Source organism: Phyllobacterium sp. RCAM01083 (genome assembly GCF_055685835.1).
In genome coordinates this window covers 191,774-216,010 of sequence record NZ_JBVFZN010000002.1, presented here as the reverse complement: position 1 = coordinate 216,010, position 24,237 = coordinate 191,774, and the positions used below count along the sequence as shown (strand labels likewise).

Below are 24,237 nucleotides of genomic sequence, written 5' to 3'. Positions count from 1 at the left end.
TTCGTCTCAAAGAGGTTTTGACCATGATGCGGCGTTTTGAAGATGCTCGGATCCTCATGTACAGCCATGATACGTTTGGCCTCGGCCATCTCAGGCGCTGCAGGACCATCGCCCACTCGCTTGTCGAGGACTATCGCGGGCTCAATATACTCATCATTTCCGGCGCGACCATCGCCGGGGCATTCGATTATCGCGCCCGCGTTGACTTCGTGAAGGTTCCAAGCGTGATCAAGCTGCGCAACGGCGAGTACACCTCGCTTGCCCGGCACATCGATCTGCATGAAACCCTGAAAATGCGCCAGTCGATCATCCGGCACACCGCTGAGACGTTTCAGCCGGATATTTTCATCGTCGACAAGGAGCCCATGGGCCTGAAAGGCGAGGTCGAGGAAACCCTGGCCTATCTCAAGTCGCGCGGCACGACGCTTGTGCTGGGCCTGCGTGAAGTCATGGACGCACCGCATCTGCTCGAAGCCGAATGGAAAAAAGCCAATGTGATGCAGAAGATCGACCAGTATTACGACAATGTGTGGGTCTATGGCCCGCCGGATTTCTACGATCCGCTGGTTGATCTCGACGTGCCGGCCGGTGTGCGCAACAAGATGGAGTTTGTCGGCTTCCTGCAGCGCAGCCTGTCGCACGACAACGCCTCGGTGCATGTGCCGGAGGGCGATTACATCCTGGTGACGACCGGCGGCGGCGGCGATGGCGCCGACCTCGTCCACAACGTCATCCATGCTTACCAGCAGGACCCGACACTGACGCACAAGGCCTTCATCGTGCTCGGGCCCTACATGCCCGCCAAGCAACGGGCCAAGCTGGTGAAAAAAGGCGGCAAGATCCCCTATATCGAGGTCATCGAGTTCGACAACCGCATGGAAGAGCTGATTGCCGGTGCGAAGGCGGTCGTGGCCATGGGCGGCTACAACACCTATTGCGAGATTCTGTCGTTCGACAAGCCGGCATTGATTGTCCCGCGCATCCAACCGCGCGAGGAACAGCTGATCCGGGCCCAGCGCGCCTCGGAACTCGGCCTTGTCGACATGCTTCTGCCGGAAGAGGCCGAAAACCCCCAGTTGCTCGCCGAAGCGCTCAAGCGTCTGCCTGACCGGGCACCGCCGTCGAAAAGCGGCAAGGGCGAAGGCATGCGCTTGGAAGGGCTTGTCCATATCTCGACGATTGTCGGCGATTGGCTGGATGAGCGTCAGCAAGAACAACCTTTGGCCGTTGCCGAGTAAAGAGCCGATTTTGCCCATACGCCGTAAAACACTGGTGGTGCTGAAGGGTTATCCGCGCCTGTCGGAAACCTTTATCGCCCAGGAATTGCTCGGGCTGGAACGCGCCGGTTTCGACCTGACGCTCATTTCGATGCGCAAGCCAACGGACAAGAAGCGCCATCCCATCCATGACGAGATCAGGGCGCGGGTCGTCTATCTGCCGGAATATCTGCACGAGGAGCCGCTGCGGGTGCTGCGGGCACTGTTTGCGGGCTGGTCGAAGCCGGGCTTCAAACCCCTGCTGCGGCGCTTCTGGAACGATCTGCGCCGCGATGTCACCCGCAACCGGTTCCGCCGCCTGGGCCAGGCGCTTGTGCTGGCCCATGAATGGCCCGATGCCGGGGAATGGCTGCATGCGCACTTCATCCACACGCCCGCCTCGGTGACCGCCTATGCCAGCATCATGACCGGCGTGCCGTGGACCTGCTCGGCCCACGCCAAGGATATCTGGACGTCGCCGGACTGGGAATTGTCGGAGAAGCTGGCGGAGGCCCGCTGGAGCGTCACCTGCACCCGCAGCGGCTATGAACACATGCGTGGGCTGACCGATCGCCGGGAACAGGTGCATCTGAGCTATCACGGTCTCGATCTGGCGCGGTTCGGCCATTTCACCGGGGCGCGATCCAGCCGCAACGGTTCGAGCCCGGCAGACCCGGTACAGATTCTGAGCGTCGGACGTGCGGTGGAAAAGAAGGGCTATGACGTCCTCATGCGCGCGCTGGCGGCCTTGCCCGGCGATCTCAACTGGACGTTCGTCCATATCGGGGGCGGCGACCAGTTGGCCAGGCTCAAACCGCTGGCGCAGAAACTTGGCATTGCCGATCGCATCACCTGGAAGGGCGCGCTCGCACAGGAAGAGGTGCTGGAGCATTATCGCCGCGCCGATATTTTCGCTCTGGCTTGCCGGATTGCGGCGGACGGTGACCGCGACGGCCTGCCCAATGTTCTCGTGGAAGCCTCAAGCCAGAATCTTGTCTGCATCTCCACCAATATTTCCGGCGTTCCGGAACTGCTGACTGACCGGGAAAACGGTTTTGTCGTGCCGCCGGAAGATCCGGCATCCCTGGCCCGGGCGCTGGAGGAAGCAATCCGCGCGCCGGACCTGCGCCACCGCCTCGGCCGGGCGGCCGAAGCGCGCGTGCGCGAGCACTTCGACCATAACTCCAGTATCCGGCAATTGACCAACCTGTTTGAAACCGAATGGCAAAGGACGGAATGACCGCTCCCCGTGTGCTCTTCTATGTCCAGCATCTTCTCGGCATCGGCCACCTTGCCCGCGTCAGCCGCATTGCCGCAGCGCTGGCCCGCGATGCATTCGATGTGACGGTCATCACCGGCGGATTGCCTGTTCCGGGATTTCCGGGCCCCGACGTCAAATCCGTGGCCCTGCCCGCCGTTGTCGCCAGCAATGCCGGTTTTTCCGGCTTGGCCGACGAGCACGGCAATCCGGTTGACGAGGACTTTCTCCACCGCCGCCGGGATCTGCTGCTCGAGACATTTCATGCCGTCCGGCCCGATATCGTCATCATCGAGGCCTTTCCCTTTGGCCGCAGGCAAATGCGCTTCGAACTGCTGCCGCTGCTCGACGCCATAGCAGCCACCTCCCCCCGGCCCAAACTCCTGACCTCCGTGCGGGACATATTGCAGGAACGGTCCAAACCCGGACGGGACGAGGAAACCGTTGCGCTGATCAAGGCGCATTTCGATCATGTGCTCGTCCATGGCGACCCAGATTTCGTCACCCTGCCCGAGACATTTCCGCTGGCCGCCGAGATTGCCGGCAAGATCATCTATACCGGCCTCGTGGCTGCGCCTGTTGCCGCGCTCCCGGCGGAAAACTTCAACATCGTCGTTTCCGCCGGCGGCGGCGCCGTTGGCCTTGATCTGATCCGCGCGGCCCTCGAAGCGGCGAGGACCTCGAGCGTTCATTGTCGCTGGTGTCTGATAACCGGGCCCAATCTGCCGGAAGCCGATTTTGCGGCACTCTCACACGCCGTGCCCGACAATGTCAGTGTGGTGCGTTTCCGCAAGGACTTCCCTTCCCTGCTGCGCGGCGCGGCGCTTTCCATTTCGCAAGCCGGGTACAATACGGTCTGCGATGTGCTGCGCGCGCAATGCCGTTCGATCCTCGTGCCATTCACCGCGGGCGGCGAAACAGAACAGACAGTGCGGGCAAACCGCCTCGCGGCGCTTGGGCTGGCCGTGGCCCTGCCTGAAAACGGCTTGACCGGGCGCCAGCTCGGCGAGACCATCGAGGCGTCGCTCGCACAGCCCAAACCGGGCAGCCATCGTCTCGACCTGAACGGAGCGGCACACACTGCAAAGCTGCTGCGGGACATGCTGTAGCGCAGTCGGGCTCCCGGCAACAGTAGCGTTTGATACATCCGAAATCCGAGCGGAGAATTTCTGGTTCATTACCACTTGTTATCCCGCCTGCGATACAGTCGCCCAAATATAGTGTGGATGAGATCACGCGAATGCCAGTAATACGATCCTTTAAATGGCGGATTGTGCCGCAAATTACTCTGGCCATCGCCCTCATTGTGCTGGGAAGCCTCGCCGGATCGTGGATCGGCAGGCTTGTCATCATCCGCAGCGACCGCGGGCACATGCTGTCCCTGTCGAACCAGCTGCTGAAACGTGCCGACTTCGTTTTCGCCGAGGCGGATACGATCCTGTCCATGGCAAATGAAACCGGTTTTCCATTCTGTTCGAACGATGAGATCAACCACCTGCGCGATGCACTTTTCGATACGAAGTATCTGAAGGACATCGGACGCGTGCGGGATGGCGCATTTCATTGTTCCGCCGTCTTCGGTTCAGCCAAGCCCACCCCACTCGCCAAGCCGGATCTGGCAACGGCTGACGGCACGCTTGTCTACGCCAATACGCCCCTGGCCATTTCCAACACCACGGCGCCCATCATCGGCAGGGGGAATGCGAACGTCGTGCTCGACCCCACCGCTTTCGACGCCATGACCGACCCGAACTATAGTTTCGGCATCCTGTTCAAGCCGCCCGGCGCGCAAAACCCCGTCGCGATGTTCGGCGGGCTGAATGCGGGAAAGCGGCGTGAAAAGCTGCCGGAGGGTGCCGGGCGGGATGGCGATATCGTCTTTCGCAATCTCTGCGGCGAACGGGCATGCGTTTCCCTGCAGGCCCATGTCAAGGACCTGGAGGAGGACGCGTTCCCCATCGAGGCCAGCATCACCGGGCTTGGCGGCACTCTGGGCGGCGCGCTCGCCCTGATCATCCTCCTTCTGCAGCGCAAGCGCCTTTCGCTCGGTGCCAGGCTGGCCCAGGCCCTCGACAAGCGGCGTCTTACCGTCGTGTACCAGCCGATTTTCGATATCGGGACGAACACGCCGCGCAGTGCCGAGGCACTGGTGCGCTGGACGGATGGCAAGGACACCATCTCGCCGGACATCTTCATTCCGGTAGCCGAAGACGAAGGGCTGATCAAACGCATCACGCTCTATGTCCTCGACCGCGTTCTGGCCGATATGAATGCCTTCCTGCAAGCGGACCGAACCTTCCGCATCAACGTCAACATATCCGCTGCCGACCTTGTCGATCCGGCATTTGCTTCGGCGCTGGAACAGCGCCTGCGGCAGGCCAATGTCGGAAGCGAACAGCTCGGCCTTGAAATTACCGAGCGATCAACGGCCAATGCCGCTGCTGCGGTTGGCGCCATCCGGACACTTCGCGCGCGCGGCCACCGAATCTACATCGATGATTTCGGCACCGGCTATTCCAGCCTGGCCTATCTCGGCAACCTCAATGTCGATGGCATCAAGATCGATAAATCATTCACCCAGACGATCGGAACCGGCTCGGTGACGGTCTCGATTGTCCCGCAGATCATCGATATGGCCCGTGTCCTCAACCTCGGAATCGTTGTCGAAGGCATCGAGACAGCCACGCAGCGGGACTACTTCGCCGGGCTGCAAACGCCGATCGACGGTCAGGGATGGTTTTACGGCAGGCCGGTCAGTGCCGCCGCGCTGCAGGAACTGGTGCAGGAAAAATTCTAGGGCCGCGGTGCCCAGAACGGCGCGGTGTCCTTGAACGCCCGCCATCTGCCGATCAGCTGTTTGCCACCCGCCGCCTGGCGGTGCCCCTGCCAGCCGATGATGGCCCCCACGGCCCGGTTAGCCTCCGCGCCAAGGGAATCATGGTCGAGCGTATCCATGAGCTCATGCGCGCTCTTGATGTCGTTCGCCTCACCCAGAAGATCCTGCAGCCGCGACAGGCGCTTCAGGTATTTTGCGGTCACCGGCCGGCTGGAATAGAGCGGCAGAAAAAACTCCGCGGCATAGCGCAAGCGCTTCAGGCCAAGGCGCAGCCGATGGCGCGCATCGGCATGCAGGTGGCGAAAGCCGTGCCCCCGCCTGCGGACCTGCCGTTCTATCCGGTCCAGCACCCGCGCCGCAAACTGCCCCAGCGGCTCGGTCAGGATGCGCAAATCCTCGCTGGCAATATCGTTGCGCCAGCTCCTCTGTTCGATCACCAGCCCCAGGGACAACAGGAACCGGTTGGTCCTGGGATCGCCGATGATACGCCGGACGGCCTGGTAGGCCTGATCGTGGGAGGACATGCATGCCGCACGGAAGGCGGATATATTGACGTGCGGCAGAGCGGCTTCCTCAATCTCCGTCAGGGTCGAATGCAGGAAAACGTCCCAGTTTCGGGCGGGACCCAGCGCCTGCCCGAACAGTTTTGCCTCGGTGCTGAGGCTCTCCAGCGACGGTGCCTGCAACTCGCGGCAGAGAAAATGCAGCGCCACGCGCAATCGCCGGAGCGCGACACGCAACTGGTGGACGCCTTCTGGCTCCTGTCCGGTTTGACTGGCGCAAAGATTGGCCACGATCTGCTGCTGGCAATTGGTCAGAAGCTTGGCAATCGCCTCATCGACCGTATCAGACCTGACGAAGCCGGACGGTGCCGCCTTGACGGCCGATGGTTCATCGCCAAGCGCCAGCGCATAGCCCCGCGCCGATTTGCTCTGCGTTTCCAGGCAAAGCGGTGCAACATCCATCAGATTGAGACCGAACTGATAGAGCGCCGCGACTTTCCCCTGCTTCAGCTCAAGTTCGACTTCCGACAGCGGCACACGCGACGCGCCGAATTCAATGACGCCGTCATCGAGCGCAAGTTCGATCCGGGCGTCCTGATGGTCGAGCATCAGCAGATGCCGCCGGACCCTGGTCGCAAAAACCGGTGCCAACTCATCCACCGTCATTCCGTCCAAAGGCGCGCCGATGTCGGCAAGCGGCAGCAGAGCAAGGTCGGGCGCCATGCCGCTCACCACCGTCTCCCACTCATTGCGTTGCAAAGAACCGTGATCCGCTGCCCGCTTGACCGTCTGCACATGTTGACGGCCCTCACGCCGGACACGCAGCGACAATCCCGCCGCAAACAACCGATGATCGGAGGTGTCGTAATAGGTGGCATCAAGCCGCCGGATCAAGCCCTTGTTGCGGGCGGCCTGCTGAACCGTTGCGGAGGCGCGAATTTCGTCGAGCATGCCCACGGGTGCCCGCAGCTTCAGCTCGATCTCGACAGGGGTACGCGGCGGAACGGCAGCAGTCCCGGCGCCCGCACCGTCCTCCGTTCCGTGAACCGAAACTCCAGCCATCCGTCCGCTCCCGTCGATCATCCCGTTGCACGGACTATACTATCGCGTGTGCGCCGTCTTGGTAGCGCAAATATTGTTGAGCCGGGTTGCCCGGCTGATGGCCAGTGGGGCCCAGGGCCGTCGCCGCTGTCATGCGCGTATTACATTCCGGTTCTAGACCCTACCGGAAAGGTCTCCTTGCACGATTCCGGGGGATGGTCTCTTCCCAAGATCGACCCCGAGACCACCCGCCACACTGTCTTGTCAAAGGATTTTTCCATGCGCCATCTGCCGTCAATTCTGTTGCGTTTGCTTGCAACCTCCATGGCCATACTTCCGGCCGCAGCCTTTGCCGATAATTCGGTTGCGATCAGCGGTGCAACGCTCGTCAATAAGGGGCTGGTCGGCGTTGGACGGATTCCGGCCAATCAGCGCGACAAATTCGGCGAAACCTTCGGTTCCGGCTCGGGCATGGCGATGAACCCGGCCGAGTGGAGCCGCGATGGCGACAGCTACAAGGGCACGATGCTGCTCCTGCCCGACCGCGGTTACAATGTGGCGGGCACAACCGACTACCGCCCTCGCCTCAACATGCTGTCGATCCGGTTCACGCCGGTGGCGCCCGGCGCAACACCGTCCGCCGACAAGCAGCAGAGCGGCGTCGAGGCCGCACTCACCGACACGTTGCTGCTGGTGGATGACAAGGGCGCCGACACAACCGGCCTCGACCCGCAGTCCGATGTTCGCGCCGCTGCCGGGGATTTTCCCATGCTGCCGCAGGCCGTCAATGGCAAGATATCCCTGGACAACGAGGCAATCGTCCGCCTCGCCGATGGCACGATGTTCATCAGCGACGAGTATGGACCGAATATTTACCGCTTTTCCGCCGAGGGCCGCATGATGTCGGCAACCCAGCCTCCGGCAGCGCTGGTTCCCATGCGCCATGGCAAGGCGAATTTCTCATCCAACAATCCGGGGCCCGGCGCACAGGCACCCGATCCGAAGGATCCCGATACCGGCCGCCAGAACAATCAGGGCCTGGAAGGCATGGCACTGACGCCCGACGGCAAGTTCCTGATCGCCGTTCTCCAGTCGGCCGCCCGGCAGGATGGCGGCGATTCCAGTTCGACCCGCCAGAACACCCGCGCCCTCGTCTATGACGCGGCCGATCCGGCCCATCTGAAGCTGGTGCATGAATATGTCGTGCCGCTTCCCGTCTTCACCAATGCCAAGGGCAAGAAGGCTGTAGCAGCGCAGAGCGAGATCGTGGCTTTGTCCGACAAGGCATTCCTGATGCTGGCACGCGACAGCGGCAATGGTTATGGCCTTGACGGCGACACGTCGCTCTACCGCAACATCGCCGTCGTCGACACCTCGGCGGCCACCGATATCGCCGGAAGTGCCTTCGATGCCGACAAGGCCGTTGCACCCAAGGGCATTGTCGACCCCTCTGTTACACCGGCAACACTGACCCCCTTCATTGATATCAATGACAATGCGAACCTGTCGCGCTTCGGCCTGCACAACGGTGCGCCCAATGACCGCAACAACCTGTCGGAAAAATGGGAAGCCATGGCACTTGTCAGCGTCCTCGATCCCAAGCTGCCGGACGACTATTTCCTTTTCGTCGGCAACGACAATGACTTCCTGACCCAGGACGGCTTTCAGGTCGGCGCGAGCTACAAGGCCGAGGGCGGTGCCGATGTCGACACCATGTTCCAGGTGTTTCAGGTCACCATTCCCGGACTGCATAAGTAATCCGTTCGACTTGTCATCGGAGAGGATTGCCCTCTCCGATGATACCAGCCTCCATGCATTCCCGTTCATGTTGTATGATCGGGTGAGCTGAGTGCCCATGGAGCAAAACAGATGCTGCGACTTCTCCTGCTTCGCCACGCCAAATCGGACTGGCCTGATGGTGTTGACGACCACGACCGCCCGCTTGCCGAACGCGGCCGCCGGGCCGGCCCCCTGATGGCCCGATACATGACCGGAGAATGGCTCATACCGGATCTCGCCCTTATCTCTACGGCACGGCGGACACTGGAGACATGGGAACTGCTGCGTCCCGTCATCGGAGACGGTATACGCTGGCGGGCGGAGCCGCGGATCTACGAGGCGCCCGCGCGGGTGATTCTGGATGTCGTCAGGGCGGTGGAGCCGGGGATCGGGACATTGCTGGTTGTCGGCCATAATCCGGGGTTGCACGATGCAGCCCTCCGGCTTGCCGGTAGGGGACGGGAGGCCGATCTCACCCGCCTCCGGCAGAAATACCCCACGGCGGGACTAGCCGTCATCGATTTCACCACCAGGCGCTGGTCCGATCTTGCCGATCAATCCGGGGAACTGGAACGGTTTGTGACACCGAGGACAATCGGCCACGGGTGAGGCCATTCGCCCAAACCCCGATTCCACGGGCGTTCATGCGCCAAAATAGCTGCACTGAGGCGGTCATTTCAACTTTCAGCTGTTGATTATGACAATCATTTTTCGAATATGTGACAGGACCATTCACTGCAAACCGCGATTGGACGTCAGGATGCGCCTTAGAGAACTTCAGGAAATCAGGTACGAAGAGGAAACCGCCAACCTCAAGCTTTCGGGCCTCAACCCGTTCAAGGAAGCCAAGAGCGTCAACATTTCCATCGACAATCCCGAAGCATTCCTCAATGCGATCAAGACGGCGCTTTCGGACCCTGACGGCAAGCCCATCAAATTCGGCAAGGTCAAATAGGCCTCTGCGCGCATCACGAAACAGCTTCCCCTGGCGGATGAAATCGTGGCAAGCCAGCAAGATAATGCTTGCCACGCCGCGCGTTATTCCGTTCATTCTCGGAACGAACCGGCCAAGACCCTCACACGCTACCCACCATGTGCCCAGTGTTGAACCAAAGGAGCTCCCGTGACTGAACCGACCATCGCGCCCGCTCCGCCCGTCACTCTGGTCATCTTCGGTGCAACGGGCGATCTGACGCGGCGGCTGCTCGTTCCCACCGTCCTCAACATGACGCAGAGCGGTCTCGTGAGCGACAGCCTGCAGATCCTTGGCATCGGCATTGAACCCGGCGATGACGAAATGCTGCGCGCCAAGCTTGAGGATTTTCTCACGACGTCCAACATCAAGGCCAACTACAGCGCCGAGACATGGCAGGGACTGCGCTCGCGCATCTTCTATCGGCAGGGCGACTTCACGCAGGATGCCATCTATGCCGAGATTGCCGGCCAGCTCGGAGCGCAGGCCGGGCGGAACGCCGCCTATTACCTTGCCGTGCCGCCGCTGTTCTTCGGCGATATCGTCGACAAGCTCGCCGATCACGACCTGCTGAAAGAAACGGGTGGTGCCTTCCGCCGCCTTGTGATCGAAAAGCCGTTCGGAACCGACCTCGCCTCGGCCAAGGCGCTCAATGCCAGGATATTGAACCGCGTGCCGGAAACGCAGGTCTATCGCGTCGACCACTTCCTCGGCAAGGAAACCGTGCAGAACATCATGACGGCGCGGTTTGCCAACATGATGATCGAATCCCTGTGGAGCAACAATTTCATCGATCACGTCCAGATCACCGCGGCCGAACTCGTCGATGTCGGCACCCGCGGCAAATTCTACGACGCAACGGGCGCGCTCAGGGACATGGTGCCTAACCATCTGTTTCAGCTTCTTGCCATGGTTGCCATGGAGCCGCCGAACAGCTTTGACGCCGAGGCAATCCGCGACGAGAAGGGCAAGGTCCTGAAAGCTCTGCGGATCTACTCCGGCGAAGAAGCCGAGCAGAACTCGGCGCGCGGCACCTATACAACAGGGGTTTCCGGCGGCAAAACCATACCGAACTATGCGGATATCCCGGATGTGGCGCGCGACAGCGCAACGGAGACCTACGTTGCCCTGAAGCTTTTTGTCGATACATGGCGCTGGGCGGGTATCCCCTTCTATCTGCGCACCGGCAAGGCCATGACGGCCCGCGATACCGAGATCGTCGTCACCTTCCGCCAGGTTCCCTTCGCCCAGTTCAAGGGGATGGGGCCGCAGCGCCGCCTGACACCGAACCGGCTGATCATCCAGGTGCAGCCGGACGAGGGCCTGCACATCGAAATATCGATCAAGTCGCCCGGTCTTTCCGTCGAGACGGTCCCGGTGTCCCTCGATTTCAACTATGCGGATTTCTTTGATATCGGCAAACTGACCGGCTACGAATCCCTGCTCTACGATCTGTTCGTCGGCGACCAGACCCTGTTTCAGCGCGCCGACAGCATCGAAGCGGGATGGGCGGCCGTGCAACCCTTTCTCGATCTGTGGGCGACATCGGCAGAACGCCCTGATCCCTATCCGGCGGGCAGCATGGGGCCACAATGCGCCGATGTACTGATCGAGCGCGATGGCCGCAAATGGCACCAGCCCGATGTGCAGCACCGGGTGAAAGCGAAGGTTTCCTGACTTGATCTGACAAACAAGAAAAACGAGAGGGACGGATATGACCGAGACATTCGTAATTGCGCAGGGCGGCGGACCGACGGCAGTCATCAACCAGACCCTTGCGGGCGCCACGCTGGAGGTGCGCAAACGTTATCCCGGTGCCCGTGTGCTCGGTGCAAAGCACGGCGTGCGCGGTATTCGCGCCGGCAACTTCGTCGATCTCTCGGCTCTGCCGGAACAACAACTGCGCCTGATCGCGGCAACACCGAGTGCTGCGCTCGGGAGCACGCGCGACAAACCCGATGCGGCCTATTGCGAGGCGATCCTGAAAAGCCTGCGTCATGTCGGGGCAACCGCCTTCATCAATATCGGCGGGAACGATACCGCCGGAACCCAGCAGATCCTGGTGGAAGCGGCGGGCAAGGATATTGCCTTCGTTCACGCACCCAAGACCATCGACAATGATCTGGTCGAGAGCGATCACACGCCCGGTTTCATCTCCGCTGCCGAGTTCATCGCGGGCGCTTTCCTCAGTATCGATCTCGACTTCCGTGCGCTGCCCGGCATCTATGTCGGGATCGTCATGGGCCGCCATGCGGGATTCCTGACCACCGCGGCCGCCGCATGGCAGCATGACGATGCGAGCGCGCCTCATCTTGTCTATGTGCCGGAGCGGGCCTTTTCGGCAAAACGGTTCATCGATGACGTGCGCGAAGCGCAGAGCCGTCACGGCCGCTGCATCATTGCCATGTCGGAGGGCGTGACCGGCGAGGACGGGCGGACCGTGGTTGAAAACCTTGTTCCCGCCGATCGCCTTGAACGCGACGCCCACGGCAATATCCGCCTGTCCGGCGGAGAATTGGGAATGGCCATCGAACAGCTGCTCAGGGACGGCCTGCCCGGCGCCCGTGCACGAGTGGATACGTTCGGCTACCTGCCGCGCGGCAACATCGCCACAACCAATGCGACCGACGCACAAGAGGCTTTCGAGGCGGGAGTCTTCGCCGTCGAAACGGCGGCGCGCGGCGGCGGGTCGGTGGCGCTGCAATATGCCAATGGCAGCACCCGTCCGCAGATCGTTCCGCTTGCCAGCGTTGCCGGCAAAACACGCCACCTGCCGGATGATTTTCTCGAGTCTGAGCGCAACCGGATTTCTGCGCCGTGCCGGGCCTATTTCGAACGGCTGCTGCCAAAGCGCTTCACGCTCGCCGAGCCGTTCGCATAGGCGGCGTCACCCGCCATTGACCAGGCGAAGCACAAGCTGCTGGATGTTGCCGCCCTCGCCCATCTCGACCCGGTCGAAATCCCGCCCCTTCTGCCGCTGGGCAAGGGAAAGCTCGGAAAGGCGCTTCGTCATCTCGACCCGGATTTTCCGGCAGCCGGGATCATCCGGCACCGACAGGCCGATGGTCGCGGCCTCGATCCCCTTGACCATGTCCTTGATCGTCTCGCCGTGCACGGCTTCATGGGTGCGCACACCGGCAATGAACGTATCCCAGTTCGCCTGTACCGCAGCCGGCAGCCGTTCGGCGGGCTTCGGCAGCGTATAGGTGATGATGAGTTTCGGCGTTGCGGCAACCAGAGCGCAGGCATTGCCCTGCCGCTCATACTTCCTTTGCCATGTCAGTTTGAAATTGGTGTGGGCTATTGTCCGGGTGGTACCGGCGATGATGGGCCCCCGCTCGCCGATCGAGGCATAAAGCGCAGCGCCGGACGTTCCGGCAATCGCGTAGGTTTCCACCTGTTCGACAGCTTTCCACGCCGCCTGTGCCGCCGCAGGCATGCCGACAAGGCAGACGGCAACCAGGCAGTACCCTGCAGTTTTTATCATGTGGCCCCTTCCCGTCACATCCGGGCGAACAGCATCAGACTCCCGATGCCGCCGCCTTGTCCCGCACAGGAAGCTTCCAGCCGGGCCGGATGAAATGACAGGTATATCCGTTGGGATACCGTTCCAGATAATCCTGGTGTTCCGGCTCCGCCTCCCAGAAATCGCCGACCGGTGCGAGCTCGGTCACGACCTTTCCCGGCCACAGACCGGACGCATCGACATCGGCAATCGTGTCCTCGGCAATCCGCTTCTGCTCTTCATCCGCGTAGAAAATCGCCGAGCGGTAACTCAATCCCAGATCGTTGCCCTGGCGGTTGAGCGTGGTGGGATCGTGAATCTGGAAAAAGAACTCCAGAATGTTCCGGTAGCTGATCCGTGCGGGATCGAAAATGATTTCGATGGCTTCCGCATGGGTGCCATGGTTGCGGTAGGTCGCGTTAGGGACGTCACCGCCGGAATAGCCGACGCGGGTCGACAGGACGCCGTCATAACGACGGATCAAATCCTGCATGCCCCAGAAACAACCGCCGGCAAGGACTGCGCGTTCGCTTGTCATCCGATTTCCTCCACCTGATTGAGATAGGCTCCATAGCCTTCCGCCTCCATGTCATCCCGATGGACGAACCGGAGCGAGGCCGAGTTTATGCAGTAGCGCAGCCCGCCGCGATCCTGCGGACCATCGGGGAAAACATGCCCGAGATGGCTGTCGCCATGGCTGGAGCGCACTTCAATGCGCACCATGCCGTAACTGTCGTCGCGCAGCTCGTTCACGTGGGCAGGCTCGATGGGCTTGGTGAAACTGGGCCAGCCGCATCCCGATTCAAACTTGTCGGATGACGCAAACAGGGGCTCGCCGGAAACGATATCAACGTAAATGCCCGGTTCCTTGTTGTCCAGATATTCGCCCGTTCCGGGACGTTCGGTCCCGTTCTGCTGCGTGACACGAAACTGCTCGGGAGAGAGTTTCGAGATCACGTCAGAGTTCTTCTCATATTTGCGCATATGTTTCCCTTCCATCAGGGGTCAGCGTGATTGCGGCATGTCCGGCCAACCATGAAGTGTGTTGGTGCATATTTGTGTCCGCCCGCCCCGGTTATCAAGCCCGGCGCGGCGCAAACATCATCCGCTGCAAGCGTTTACACCGCACCATAGCGCGCACGGATATGGCCGATGAAGTGGTCCGCGTTGAGCTTTTCGCCGGTGGCGCGTTCAAGCAGTTCCGGCGTCGACCAGCGCGATGCCTGAGACCAGATCTTGTCGCGCCGCCAGCCGTTGATGGCCGCAAACTCTCCCCTGGCGATATCCCTGTCGGCAGCCGGATATTCCTTTGTCAGCGCCGCCCATTGTTGCGCAGCCATCATCGCCCCGAGGGTATAGGACGGGAAATAGCCAAAGGCGCCGCTTGCCCAGTGCACATCCTGCATGGGCCCGTCGGCGGGGTTGTCTATCGTCGACAATCCGAGGTAGTCGCGCATCTTCGCATCCCATGCCTCGGGCAGGTCAACCGGCTGCAATCTGCCCTGGATCAGGTCCTGTTCGAGTTCGAAACGCAAGATGACATGCAGCGGATAGGTCACCTCATCGGCATCGACCCGGATCAGTCCGCGTTCGACCCGGTGAACATGCGGAATGATGTCATCCATGGACCAGGATTCAGCCAGATATTTGTCGACAACCGGCAGAGCCCATTGCCAGAATGCGGGGTTGCGGCCGAGCTGCTTTTCGACAAACAGGCTCTGGCTTTCGTGCATCGCCATTCCCCGCGCCTTCCCCAGCGGCCAATGCGACCACTTTTTCGGCAGGTTCTGTTCATAAAGCGCGTGACCGGTTTCGTGCAGCACGCCCATCAGCGAGGAGAGAAACTCCGTCGTCCGGTAGCGTGTCGTTATGCGTACATCGCTCGGCACGCCCCCACAGAACGGATGGTGCGATACGGAAAGGCTGCCATGGGAAAGATCGAAGCCAACTGCCGCCATCATGGCAAGACCAAGCTCACGCTGCCTGTCGACCGGATAAACACCGGACAAGGGTTTCAGCGGGCGTTTTGCCAGCCTTTCCGCCTGCACGGCCAGCGCCTCGGGCACGAAGTCCTTGAGGAAGGTTTTCAACGTGTCGAATACCGGCGCGATATCCGCCGTGCGATTGCCGGGGTCATATTGCTCGATCATCGAATCATAAAGACCAAGGCCGAGAACCTGCGAGCGCATGGCTGCTTCTTCGCGCGCCAGTGCAATGACACCTTCGAGCGCCGGCAGGAATCCGGCCCAGTCATTCTTGGCACGCAGGTCGCGCCATATCTGCTCGCAGCGCATACGTGTGTTCGTCTGGCGCTCGACGAATTCAGCGGGCAGGCAGGTCAGATTGACATAGTGCCGCTTGAACTCCCTGAGAGCCGCGACCTGTTCCTCGTCCAGGTCCTCGCGCTCCGCCGCATCGATCCAGTCGGCGATTTCGGGCGCAGATGCCTGGCGATGATACATCCCCGCCAGCGTGCCCATGGCTTCCGCCCGCTTTTCACCGCCGCCAACGGCCATATGGGTGGCCTCGTCGGCGCCGAGAATGGCAAGCGCATGTTCAAGGGCTTCAAGCCTGTGGCCGAGTTCATCGAGTTTCTGGAAGGACATTCTGTTCCCCTTGGGCGAATCCTGATTCAAAACAGGGCCCGAGAGGACTTCAATTTTCCGGCGAGTGCAAGATTGAATCACGCGCCGGGATGTCAGGAGTGTGCATGGGGGAGATTGACAATCAGCGTTTCGAGGCGTTGAAGTATGGCGTGCAAGCCGCGATTTTGAGCCCCTTGCCGCCAACCCGATCCCGCACATATACAGCTCGCCCGAGGTCTTCCGTGACCCGTCAACCACTATCCCGGCGAGTGGAAAGCCAGAACAACACATGTCTCAATCGGTTGAACGTTCAAAACGTCCGTTGATTGTTGCCTCCATCATGCTGGCAACATTCATGGTCGCCATTGAAGCCACCATCGTTGCCACGGCAATGCCGCGCATTGTCGGGCAGCTCGGCGGTTTCACCTATTACAGCTGGGTCTTCTCGGCCTTCCTGCTGGCACAGTCGACGACAACGGTGATCTACGGCAAGCTGTCCGATATTTTCGGCCGCAAACCCATGCTCATCGGCGGCATTGTGATTTTCCTTGCCGGCTCGGCACTGGCCGGTTTTGCCTGGTCGATGACGTCATTGATCGCATTCCGCCTGCTGCAGGGGCTGGGCGCCGGAGCCATCCAGCCCGTGACGATGACCATCGTCGGCGATCTCTACAGGCTTGAGGAACGCGCCAAGGTGCAGGGCGTTCTGGCCAGCGTCTGGGCGATTTCCGCCGTAACCGGCCCCCTCGCCGGCGGCCTGATCGTGGATCATTTTTCCTGGGCGTGGATCTTCTGGATCAACCTGCCGATCGGCCTGTTGACGATCATCGGCTTTACGCTGTTCCTGCACGAAAAAATCGAGCCGCGCAAAGCCCGGATCGACTATCTCGGCACCATCCTGTTTTCGATCGCCATCGTCTCGCTGATGGTCATCCTGACCGAAACGGACGCCGATCTGTCGATCCTCGCCGCGCTGGCTGCCGTGTTCATCGTGACTGCCATCCTGTTCTTCATGCAGGAGCGCCGGGCGCCGGAGCCCATCATTTCGCTTGCCCTGTGGAGCCGCCGGCTTGTCGCCACCAGCAACATAGCGACGCTTCTCGCCGGCATGGCGCTGATCGGGTTGACCACCGTCCTGCCGATCTATGTGCAGGGCGTCCTGGGACGCTCGCCGCTCGTTGCCGGCTTCACGCTGACCATGCTGATCGTCGGCTGGCCGCTCGCCGTCATGCTGTCCATCCGGCTGTTTCGCGCGTTTGGAATCCGCAGGACCCTGCGCGCCGGCAGCCTGATGTTTCCGATCGGCGCGTCGTTTCTGCTCTTCCTCACGCCTGAAAGCAGCCCCGTCCCTGCCGGCGTCGGTTCCTTCCTCATGGGTTTCGGCATGGGACTGATCAGCGTCACCAGCGTCGTTCTGGTACAGGAAAGTGTCGAATGGTCGATGCGCGGCAGTGCCACGGCATCGATCATCTTCTCGCGCAGCCTCGGCAACACCCTCGGCGCGACAACCCTCGGTGCGATACTCAATATCGGGATTGCGCATTTCGGCAGCGGCGATCTCGCCAATAAACTGCACGAGGTGATCAACCAGCCATCGGGCCTGTCCAGCCTGGCGACGAACCCCGCCATCCGCCTGGTGTTTCACTCCGCCTTGCACTGGAGTTTCTGGGGGGTGTTCACTGTTGCCATCCTCACCTTTGCAACGACCTGGCTGATCCCGGTTTCACGTGAGGCGGGCCGCAAGCCGCCGACACAAACCGAAATGCAGGAGGCACTGTCGTCCTGACGGCAATGCCAGGGTTGCCGCATCACTCCGGCAGCCCTGCCTTGCGCAGCGCATCGAGATAACGCTGCAAATGCTCGGGGTTTCGCCAGGGAACACCGGCACGTGTCGTGGCAATGCTGGTCCCCGGGGCGACATGGAGAAGGCGGTCAAGCGCGGCACGCGTCGCGTCTGCATTGTCCATCTCGCCGAGTGCCGCCAGAAGAACCCTGTGACCGGTCGGAAAATTGGGATTGAGATGCAGCGCCTTGCGCGCCCATTCCGCCGCAGCGTCATAAAGCCCGTCGGCAAACTCGGCCATGCCGAAAAATGCGAAGGTCCAGTAATTGGCCGGGTCGCGCGGGCTGAGCCGTATGGCCATCTTCAGGGTTTCGCGTGCATTGCTGCTTTCACCCGCCAGCGCATAATATCCGCCGCCCCACATGCGTGCGAACGCCAGATTGGGATTGATATCGATGGCCGTTTCCAGGCATCGGCGCGCATCGTCGAACCGCCGCATGAACAGGGCGACCGAACCGAGGATCGTATGCGCTTCGGCATCCCGCTCATCCAGTTCAACCGCGACGCGCGCCATCTCGTGGGCTTCGTTCATGGCCTGCGGCGGATTGGGGCTCCAGGCGTACAGCACATCGATGATATCGCACATGGCATGCACCACCCGTGCACGCGCCAGGTTCGGATCAAGGGCTATTGCCTTCAGGGCAAAATCCTTGGCTGCCGCGCTGTCTTCCCTTGTCCAGCGCCATGCATGCCAGTTCGCTCGCATGACATAATCCCACGCGCTGAGGTTGGCGGGGTCTTTCCGGCGAGCCCGCTTCATCTCCGCGCCGATGAGTTCGGGCGTCACCACGCCGACAATGCTCGCCGTGATGTCGTCCTGGACAGCGAAGATGTCATCCATCTGCCGGTCGAACTGCTCGGCCCAGATGTGATTGCCGGTCGCCGCATCGATCAGCTGCGCGGTGATCCGCACCCGGGGACCGCTGCGCCGCACGCTGCCTTCCAGCACATAGCGCACGCCGAGTTCCCCGGCGACCTGCTTTATGTCGACGGCACCGCCTCTGTATGTAAAGGATGAATTGCGGGCGATGACAAAGAATGCCTGGTTGCGCGCCAGCCCCGTAATGATGTCTTCGGCGATACCGTCGGCAAAATACTCCTGGTCCTTGTCGGCACTCATATCCTGGAACGGCAGGACGGCTATGGCCGGCTTGGCGACATCGTCGGCCGATGGCGCATCGGATCGGGGGCGTTTGGCACCCGCCATGATCTCCAGCACAACCCGGTAGACGCGTATGCGCTTCCTGATGTTCTTGACCTGCCGTTCGCCAAGATCTTCAAAGGTAAAGGCCACCTTGCCCGCGACCTGCTCAAACACATTCGCGGTGATCGAGATACCACCCGGTTCAGCCAAGGCTTCCATCCTTGCGGCGATATTGACGCCGTCGCCAAAAATATCATCACCGTCAATGACGATATCGCCTATGTTGATGCCTGCACGATATTGAATGCGGTGTTCCCGCGGCATGTCCGCTTCGGCGTCCGCCACGCCGCGCTGGATCAGAACCGCACTTTCGACCGCGTCGACAACGCTGCCGAATTCGACAAGCAGCCCGTCACCCGTTGTCTTGACGATGCGTCCATTGTGTTCCCGCAGAACCGGATCGATCAGCTGCTGACGATGAACGCGCATGCGCGCTATCGTGGCGGCCTCGTCGGTTTCCATATGGCGCGAATAACTGACCATATCGATTGCCAGAATGGCAACCAGTTTGCGTGCAACGCGGTCGATAGCCAACACTGCTCCCCATCTGAATGGCTCTGCAACCGACTTTATGAGTCTATGCCAGCCAAGTCCATGTGAAACAGCGCGGCATTGCCCGGTCTATTTTGCCTTGGCAAGACGCTTGAGCGCACCCCGGCCCATGAAACCCGCGCTGAAATAGGTGATCATAAACGCAATCACCAGCCCGCCCCCGAGACCGATGGCAAGGAAAGGCAGATCAATCTTGCCAAGCCCTACGCCGGTCGAGATCGTGTCAAGGCTGAGCGAACCGGTTGCGATATAGGCCATCAGGAAGAGAGCCGCGACATTCACCGCAATCGCGATGCTGGCTGCGCCAAGCGAAAACCGCAGCTTTTCACCGGATGACATCACCCGGCCCGTCGACCGCGTGAAAAGATCAAAAGCTGGAGCGAGAGCCGCCACCAGAGTAATGATGCCCATGGAACTGGGCATTTTCATATTCAGCATCGCCACGGCAAGCTGAACGATGACGACGCACAGGACAAAGGCGAGCGTGAACCGAATAAACGTCGGGGTAAGACTGGTCTGATCTGCGGTCGAATTCATTTCCTGCGCCTCGCGTTGCCACCGGGATAACCGGATCAATGGTCAGGATTGGCTCTGTTCCATCGCCGTTTGTCAAGCGCGGTATCTTCTGCCATCGGCAGGGTCATCGATCCTGTCGATGGCTCCGCTCTCTAGGTGGAACTACCAATTTTCAAATCGATTTAAATGGCTAGAGTATCTTTCGAGGGCTTTGGTCTTCAGATGCACTCTTTTCCAATGACCAAGATCTTTTTCAACGATCAAAGGCACCGGTCTGGCAACAGACCGGTGTTTTATTGCGTACTCCGCCGCGGCAATTCCCGGTGCAGGACGCCCCATCAACCATGCGGCGTTGATTATACTCAGCAATTTCGAAAGCATTGGTCAAAGCAGATTTAAAGCGCCGATCCCACGATTTTGCCGGAATCATGGAGCACGATTTTTGCGTGCCGCTTTCAAAGCACACCATAATCCTGCTGCACGTGCGTGCTTTGCAATGAGGTGATCGAGATGCGAATAATCCGGACATGTCTTGCCGTACTTCTGGTGCTCGGCTCCCTAGCCATTCCTGGCCTGGCCCAAGCCCAGGCGCCGTTGGAGAAAAGAATCGCTCTCGTCATCGGCAATTCGGCCTATCAAACCGGTCCGCTGCCGACACCCGCCAACGATGCCGGCCTGATTGCACAAACATTGCAGGCCGCAGGATTTGATGTGGTCGGAGCGAGGGATCTTGATCAGGATTCGTTGCGCCATACCTTCCGGGACTTTCTCGACAAGGCGACGGCCTCCGGGCCCGACACCGTCGTCTTCGTTTATCTCGCCGGGTATGGCCTGCAGTATGAAGGCGAAAACTATTTTGCCGGTGTCGATGCGAAAATGACGCGCGCAACCGATGTTCCCGTCGAAGCCATACGAGTCTCCGATTTCACCAAATCGCTCGCCGCTTTGCAAAACAAGGGCACCATCATGGTGCTCGACGCGGCCCGAACCAACCCATTCGTCCGATCGGATCAGCCGCTGGCAGGGGGATTGGCCATTGTCGATCCCGATCCCAATGTCCTGATCGGCTTCAATGCAGCGCCCGGAACCGTCGCTCCGCCAGAGCCCGGGCCTTACGGGGCCTATGCGCACGCCCTTGCCGAGATGATCCGTGTCGGCGGGCTGGGGCTTGATGACGTCTTCGATCGCACGCGCCTGCGGGTGAGCGATGCGACCAAGGGCGGGGAACTGCCCTGGAATGCCTCGAAATTCCGCACGCCGTTCCTTTTCTTCGACAAAGGCCCCGATGCGCCGGCACAGCAAGTCTCCGCGCTGCAGGGCGGTGCGATGCGGGCCAAGGCCATTCGCGATTTCGATGCTCGCGATGCCTATCTCGCCGCGCTCGATCGCGATACGCTGCGCGGGTACGAGGATTTTCTTGCCGCTTATCCCAGCGACCCGATGGCCAGACGTGTGCGGGCCATTGTCGCTGCCCGGCGTGAGGCGATCACATGGCGCCAAACCTGGGTCGCCGACACGCCGGAAGCCTATTGGTCATATCTGCGCCGCTATCCGCATGGTCCGCACGGCTGGGATGCCCGCCGGAGACTTGACCATTTTGAAGCCGCGCTGGAGCCGCCCGCATCCTTTACGGTGATTGCGTACGACGTGCCGCCGCCACCTGAAACGGAAATCATCTATGTCGACCGCCCGGTCCTGTATTTCGATGATCCCGAATTCGACTTTGCGCCGCCGCCACCGCCGCCGGTGATCTTCCTGCCGCCACCGCCGCCCGATTTCATCGTGCTGGCACCACCGCCCGCACCTGTCGATCTCTATGTTCTGCCGGTGCCTGCGTTCGTGCCCGTGGCCGAGTGGGTCCGCCCGGCACGTGACATTGCACCGCCTGAAAACAATGTCATCTTCAACAACATTCATAACACGGTGATCAACAACACCACGACGATCGTGCAGGAACCTGCGGCTGCCCCCAGCCCTGGCCTGAGCACCGGCGCGAAAGTTGCCGGCGCCGCTGTTGCGGTGGGAGCCGCGGCGGCCGCCCTGCACGTTGCCCTGCCGCCATCGGTGCAGAAGAAGGCGGCAGTCATGCCAAATCAAAATCCCGTCGCACCCGCCAAACCCGCCGCGCCGGGCCCGGTACCCGCGGCCATCAAACCGCAGGACAGCCATTCGCTCCCCGGGACCAACGGCAGCCGCCTGCCCCTCATCAACGGCAAACCCGCGCTGCAAAACCCGGCACCGGTGCAGACACCAGCCCCGCAGGCTGTGACGAAAACACCCGGAAAAGCCAACGCCGCAGTGGTCAAGCCATTGCCGGGGCACGCCCTCCCGGCTGCCCCAAGCAGTGCCGCACCGCTTGCCCCCGGGAAAGCTGCCGTGTCGACCGGCTGGAACAAAGCCGGGAAAAATGCCTTGCCGGCTGCTGTCAGCCGCCAGCCCACTATTGCCGCACAGGCCAGGCACAAGGCTGCGCCCAATCCTCAACCCCGGACCGTTCCACCGGCGGTTGCAAAACTGAATGCCAGCCCGCGTCCGCACAATCAGGCCGCTCCCCGACCGCCGGTTCAAAGGGCTCAGCCGCAGAACCAGGCACGGGTCAATGCGCAAGTGAGCAGGCCGTCCAGTCCCGTGCCGCAAGCCCATACGCCAGTGCAAGTGCAGCCGCGACGGCAGGTCGAGGCAAGGCCGCCAGCCGGAAGGCCCCAGCCACATGTGCCGCAAAAGCCTGGCATGAAGAAAGAGTGCGGCGGCCAGGATCAGCCCGCCTGCCCCAAATGAGAATCGGCATCTGCAACGGGAAACGCCGTAGCGATGCACCCAACCTTTATTCGGCGGAGTGAGAGCATGCACAGGGGTCGAATAGCAAGATTTTCAATCTGCGGGCTGATCCTGCTCAGCCCGCTCCATGCGGCGGCAGCGCCGGCCGCTGACAACCCTGCAGCGCAGATCGTGCGCGATCTTGCGCTGGTCGATGCAATAACGTGGGGTGTCAATCCATCGACGATGGCGGCCTATCACACGCTTGGCCGGGAAAAATGGCTGCAAACGCAACTCCATCCCGCGTCCGATGCACTACCGGCAGCGGTCCGGGCACAGATCGAGGCCTTGCCGGTCAGCCAGAAATCCGCCTTCGATCTTGCCACGGACTTCGACGCGCAGGGGCGCACCGCCAACCAGACGGCCGATCCCGACCAGAAAGCCATTGCGCAAAAGGCTTTTCAGGATGGCATGAGCGACATGGCCCGGCAGGCTGCAACCGCCAGCCTGTTGCGGGCGCTCTATTCACCCGATCAGCTGCGCGAACGGATGACGTGGTTCTGGTTCAATCATTTCAACGTGCATCAATACAAGGCCAATCTGCGCATCCTTGTCGGCGACTACGAGAACAAGGCCATCCGCGCGCACGCGCTCGGCCGGTTTCACGATCTGCTGGAGGCGACGCTGCGTCACCCCGCCATGATCCGCTACCTCGACAATGCCGACAACGCCGTTGGCCACATCAACGAAAATTACGCCCGGGAGATCATGGAGCTGCACACCATGGGCGTCGGCTCCGGCTATACGCAGAAGGATGTCGAGGAACTGGCGCGCATCCTCACCGGTGTCGGGATCGATCTCAAACCGGACAATCCCAAGCTGAAACCGGACCTGCAGCCGCTGCTCGTGCGCGATGGTTTGTTTGAGTTCAATCCGGCACGCCATGATTTCGGCGACAAGGTTTTCCTGGGGCAAACGATCAAAGGGCGCGGCTTTGCCGAAGTTGAAGAAGCGCTCGATATTCTATGCAAACAGCCAGCAACGGCCCAGCATGTGTCCCGGCAGCTCGCCACCTATTTTGTCGCCGATGTCCCGCCGCCAGCCCTGGTTGACCGGATGGCGCAGACCTTCATGCGGACGGATGGCAATATCGCGAGCGTCCTCGACACGCTGTTCCATTCCCCCGAATTTACAGCCTCGCTTGGCGGGCATTTCAAGGATCCTGTCCGGTATGTTCTTTCCGCCATCCGTCTTGCCTATGACACGAAAGTCATCGTCAACAGCGCGCCCGTCCAGAACTGGCTGAACCGCCTGGCGGAAGGCCTCTATAATCACCAGACCCCTGATGGTTATTCCATGATGTCGACGGCGTGGAACGGATCGGGGGCGATGATGACGCGCTTTGAGATTGCCCACCAGATCGGGTCCAATTCCGCCGGGCTTTTCAAGGCGGCAACGCCCGATGCGGTGGATCAGCCGGCATTCCCGCTCATCGAGAACGGGCTGTATTTCTCAAGCCTGCATCTGAAGCTTTCAGCGCCCACGCAGACCGCCCTCGACAAGGCGATTTCACCACAGGACTGGAACACGCTGTTCCTGTCCTCACCTGAATTCATGCAGTAACAGCAA

At 61.0% G+C, this 24,237-nt stretch carries 19 protein-coding genes; 12 read left to right on the top strand and 7 right to left on the bottom strand.

Annotated elements, in window-relative coordinates:
* Window positions 1-23 precede the first annotated feature (23 nt).
* The 4 genes from ACZ25R_RS00955 to ACZ25R_RS00940 all read left to right on the top strand — a co-directional run bounded on the left by ACZ25R_RS00955 (window position 24) and on the right by ACZ25R_RS00940 (window position 5,311).
* Window positions 24-1,238, top strand: a complete 1,215-nt coding sequence (locus ACZ25R_RS00955) for a glycosyltransferase family protein (RefSeq protein WP_464664445.1) — start codon at window positions 24-26, stop codon at window positions 1,236-1,238.
* 10 nt (window positions 1,239-1,248) lie between these two features.
* Window positions 1,249-2,496: a glycosyltransferase family 4 protein gene (locus ACZ25R_RS00950; protein ID WP_472459715.1), complete on the top strand. Its 1,248-nt coding sequence runs from the start codon at window positions 1,249-1,251 to the stop codon at window positions 2,494-2,496.
* Window positions 2,493-3,623 carry a glycosyltransferase family protein gene (locus ACZ25R_RS00945; RefSeq protein WP_472459714.1) on the top strand — a complete coding sequence of 377 codons (1,131 nt, stop codon included), beginning with the start codon at window positions 2,493-2,495 and terminating at the stop codon, window positions 3,621-3,623. Before ACZ25R_RS00950 ends, ACZ25R_RS00945 begins: the two co-directional genes overlap by 4 nt.
* Before the next feature lie 131 nt (window positions 3,624-3,754).
* The gene (locus tag ACZ25R_RS00940) at window positions 3,755-5,311 is read left to right on the top strand and encodes an EAL domain-containing protein (protein WP_472459713.1); all 1,557 of its coding nucleotides are present in this window, start codon (window positions 3,755-3,757) and stop codon (window positions 5,309-5,311) included.
* Here the strand turns inward: ACZ25R_RS00940 and ACZ25R_RS00935 are convergent.
* A complete protein-coding gene (locus ACZ25R_RS00935; RefSeq protein WP_472459712.1) occupies window positions 5,308-6,915 on the bottom strand; it encodes a CYTH and CHAD domain-containing protein in 1,608 nt (535 codons plus the stop codon). The two genes, ACZ25R_RS00940 and ACZ25R_RS00935, sit on opposite strands and share 4 nt — an antisense overlap.
* A 303-nt stretch (window positions 6,916-7,218) precedes the next feature.
* Here ACZ25R_RS00935 and ACZ25R_RS00930 point away from each other — a divergent pair, with 303 nt between their 5' ends.
* From ACZ25R_RS00930 to ACZ25R_RS00910, 5 genes are all read left to right on the top strand, one after another.
* Window positions 7,219-8,652 (top strand): esterase-like activity of phytase family protein, encoded by a 1,434-nt coding sequence (locus ACZ25R_RS00930; protein ID WP_472459711.1) that lies wholly within the window; start codon window positions 7,219-7,221, stop codon window positions 8,650-8,652.
* Window positions 8,653-8,763: 111 nt separating this feature from the next.
* Window positions 8,764-9,282, top strand: a complete 519-nt coding sequence (locus ACZ25R_RS00925; protein WP_472459710.1) for a SixA phosphatase family protein — start codon at window positions 8,764-8,766, stop codon at window positions 9,280-9,282.
* A gap of 151 nt (window positions 9,283-9,433) precedes the next feature.
* Window positions 9,434-9,628, top strand: coding sequence for a hypothetical protein (locus tag ACZ25R_RS00920; RefSeq protein WP_464664039.1), 195 nt, complete (start codon window positions 9,434-9,436; stop codon window positions 9,626-9,628).
* A 168-nt stretch (window positions 9,629-9,796) separates the two neighbouring features.
* Window positions 9,797-11,323, top strand: coding sequence for a glucose-6-phosphate dehydrogenase (gene zwf / locus ACZ25R_RS00915; RefSeq protein ID WP_472459709.1), 1,527 nt, complete (start codon window positions 9,797-9,799; stop codon window positions 11,321-11,323).
* A gap of 37 nt (window positions 11,324-11,360) precedes the next feature.
* On the top strand, window positions 11,361-12,527 hold the full coding sequence (locus ACZ25R_RS00910) for a diphosphate--fructose-6-phosphate 1-phosphotransferase (protein WP_472459708.1): 1,167 nt from the start codon (window positions 11,361-11,363) through the stop codon (window positions 12,525-12,527).
* 6 nt (window positions 12,528-12,533) lie between these two features.
* Here ACZ25R_RS00910 and ACZ25R_RS00905 read toward each other — a convergent pair whose 3' ends face one another.
* The 4 genes from ACZ25R_RS00905 to ACZ25R_RS00890 all read right to left on the bottom strand — a co-directional run bounded on the left by ACZ25R_RS00905 (window position 12,534) and on the right by ACZ25R_RS00890 (window position 15,757).
* On the bottom strand, window positions 12,534-13,133 hold the full coding sequence (locus ACZ25R_RS00905; protein ID WP_472459707.1) for a DUF922 domain-containing Zn-dependent protease: 600 nt from the start codon (window positions 13,131-13,133) through the stop codon (window positions 12,534-12,536).
* A 34-nt stretch (window positions 13,134-13,167) separates the two neighbouring features.
* Window positions 13,168-13,689 carry a peptide-methionine (S)-S-oxide reductase MsrA gene (msrA, locus tag ACZ25R_RS00900; protein ID WP_472459706.1) on the bottom strand — a complete coding sequence of 174 codons (522 nt, stop codon included), beginning with the start codon at window positions 13,687-13,689 and terminating at the stop codon, window positions 13,168-13,170.
* Window positions 13,686-14,135: a peptide-methionine (R)-S-oxide reductase MsrB gene (msrB, locus tag ACZ25R_RS00895; RefSeq protein ID WP_288194906.1), complete on the bottom strand. Its 450-nt coding sequence runs from the start codon at window positions 14,133-14,135 to the stop codon at window positions 13,686-13,688. The genes msrA and msrB overlap by 4 nt, the downstream gene beginning before the upstream one ends.
* Before the next feature lie 134 nt (window positions 14,136-14,269).
* Window positions 14,270-15,757: a carboxypeptidase M32 gene (locus tag ACZ25R_RS00890; RefSeq protein ID WP_472459705.1), complete on the bottom strand. Its 1,488-nt coding sequence runs from the start codon at window positions 15,755-15,757 to the stop codon at window positions 14,270-14,272.
* 268 nt (window positions 15,758-16,025) lie between these two features.
* On the opposite strand from ACZ25R_RS00890, the gene ACZ25R_RS00885 reads away from it, so the two are divergent.
* Window positions 16,026-17,522 (top strand): MDR family MFS transporter, encoded by a 1,497-nt coding sequence (locus ACZ25R_RS00885; RefSeq protein ID WP_472459704.1) that lies wholly within the window; start codon window positions 16,026-16,028, stop codon window positions 17,520-17,522.
* 22 nt (window positions 17,523-17,544) lie between these two features.
* On the opposite strand, the gene ACZ25R_RS00880 is transcribed toward ACZ25R_RS00885, so the two are convergent.
* Together ACZ25R_RS00880 and ACZ25R_RS00875 are read right to left on the bottom strand one after the other, a co-directional pair.
* A complete protein-coding gene (locus ACZ25R_RS00880; RefSeq protein WP_472459703.1) occupies window positions 17,545-19,317 on the bottom strand; it encodes an adenylate/guanylate cyclase domain-containing protein in 1,773 nt (590 codons plus the stop codon).
* Between the two features lie 87 nt (window positions 19,318-19,404).
* A complete protein-coding gene (locus ACZ25R_RS00875) occupies window positions 19,405-19,872 on the bottom strand; it encodes an ABZJ_00895 family protein (RefSeq protein ID WP_472459702.1) in 468 nt (155 codons plus the stop codon).
* Window positions 19,873-20,361: 489 nt separating this feature from the next.
* Between ACZ25R_RS00875 and ACZ25R_RS00870 the strand changes: the two genes are divergently transcribed.
* Window positions 20,362-22,629 carry a caspase family protein gene (locus ACZ25R_RS00870; protein WP_472459701.1) on the top strand — a complete coding sequence of 756 codons (2,268 nt, stop codon included), beginning with the start codon at window positions 20,362-20,364 and terminating at the stop codon, window positions 22,627-22,629.
* A gap of 66 nt (window positions 22,630-22,695) precedes the next feature.
* Complete coding sequence (locus ACZ25R_RS00865) at window positions 22,696-24,231, top strand: DUF1800 domain-containing protein (protein WP_472459700.1); 1,536 nt, start codon at window positions 22,696-22,698, stop codon at window positions 24,229-24,231.
* The last annotated feature ends 6 nt before the right edge of the window (window positions 24,232-24,237 follow it).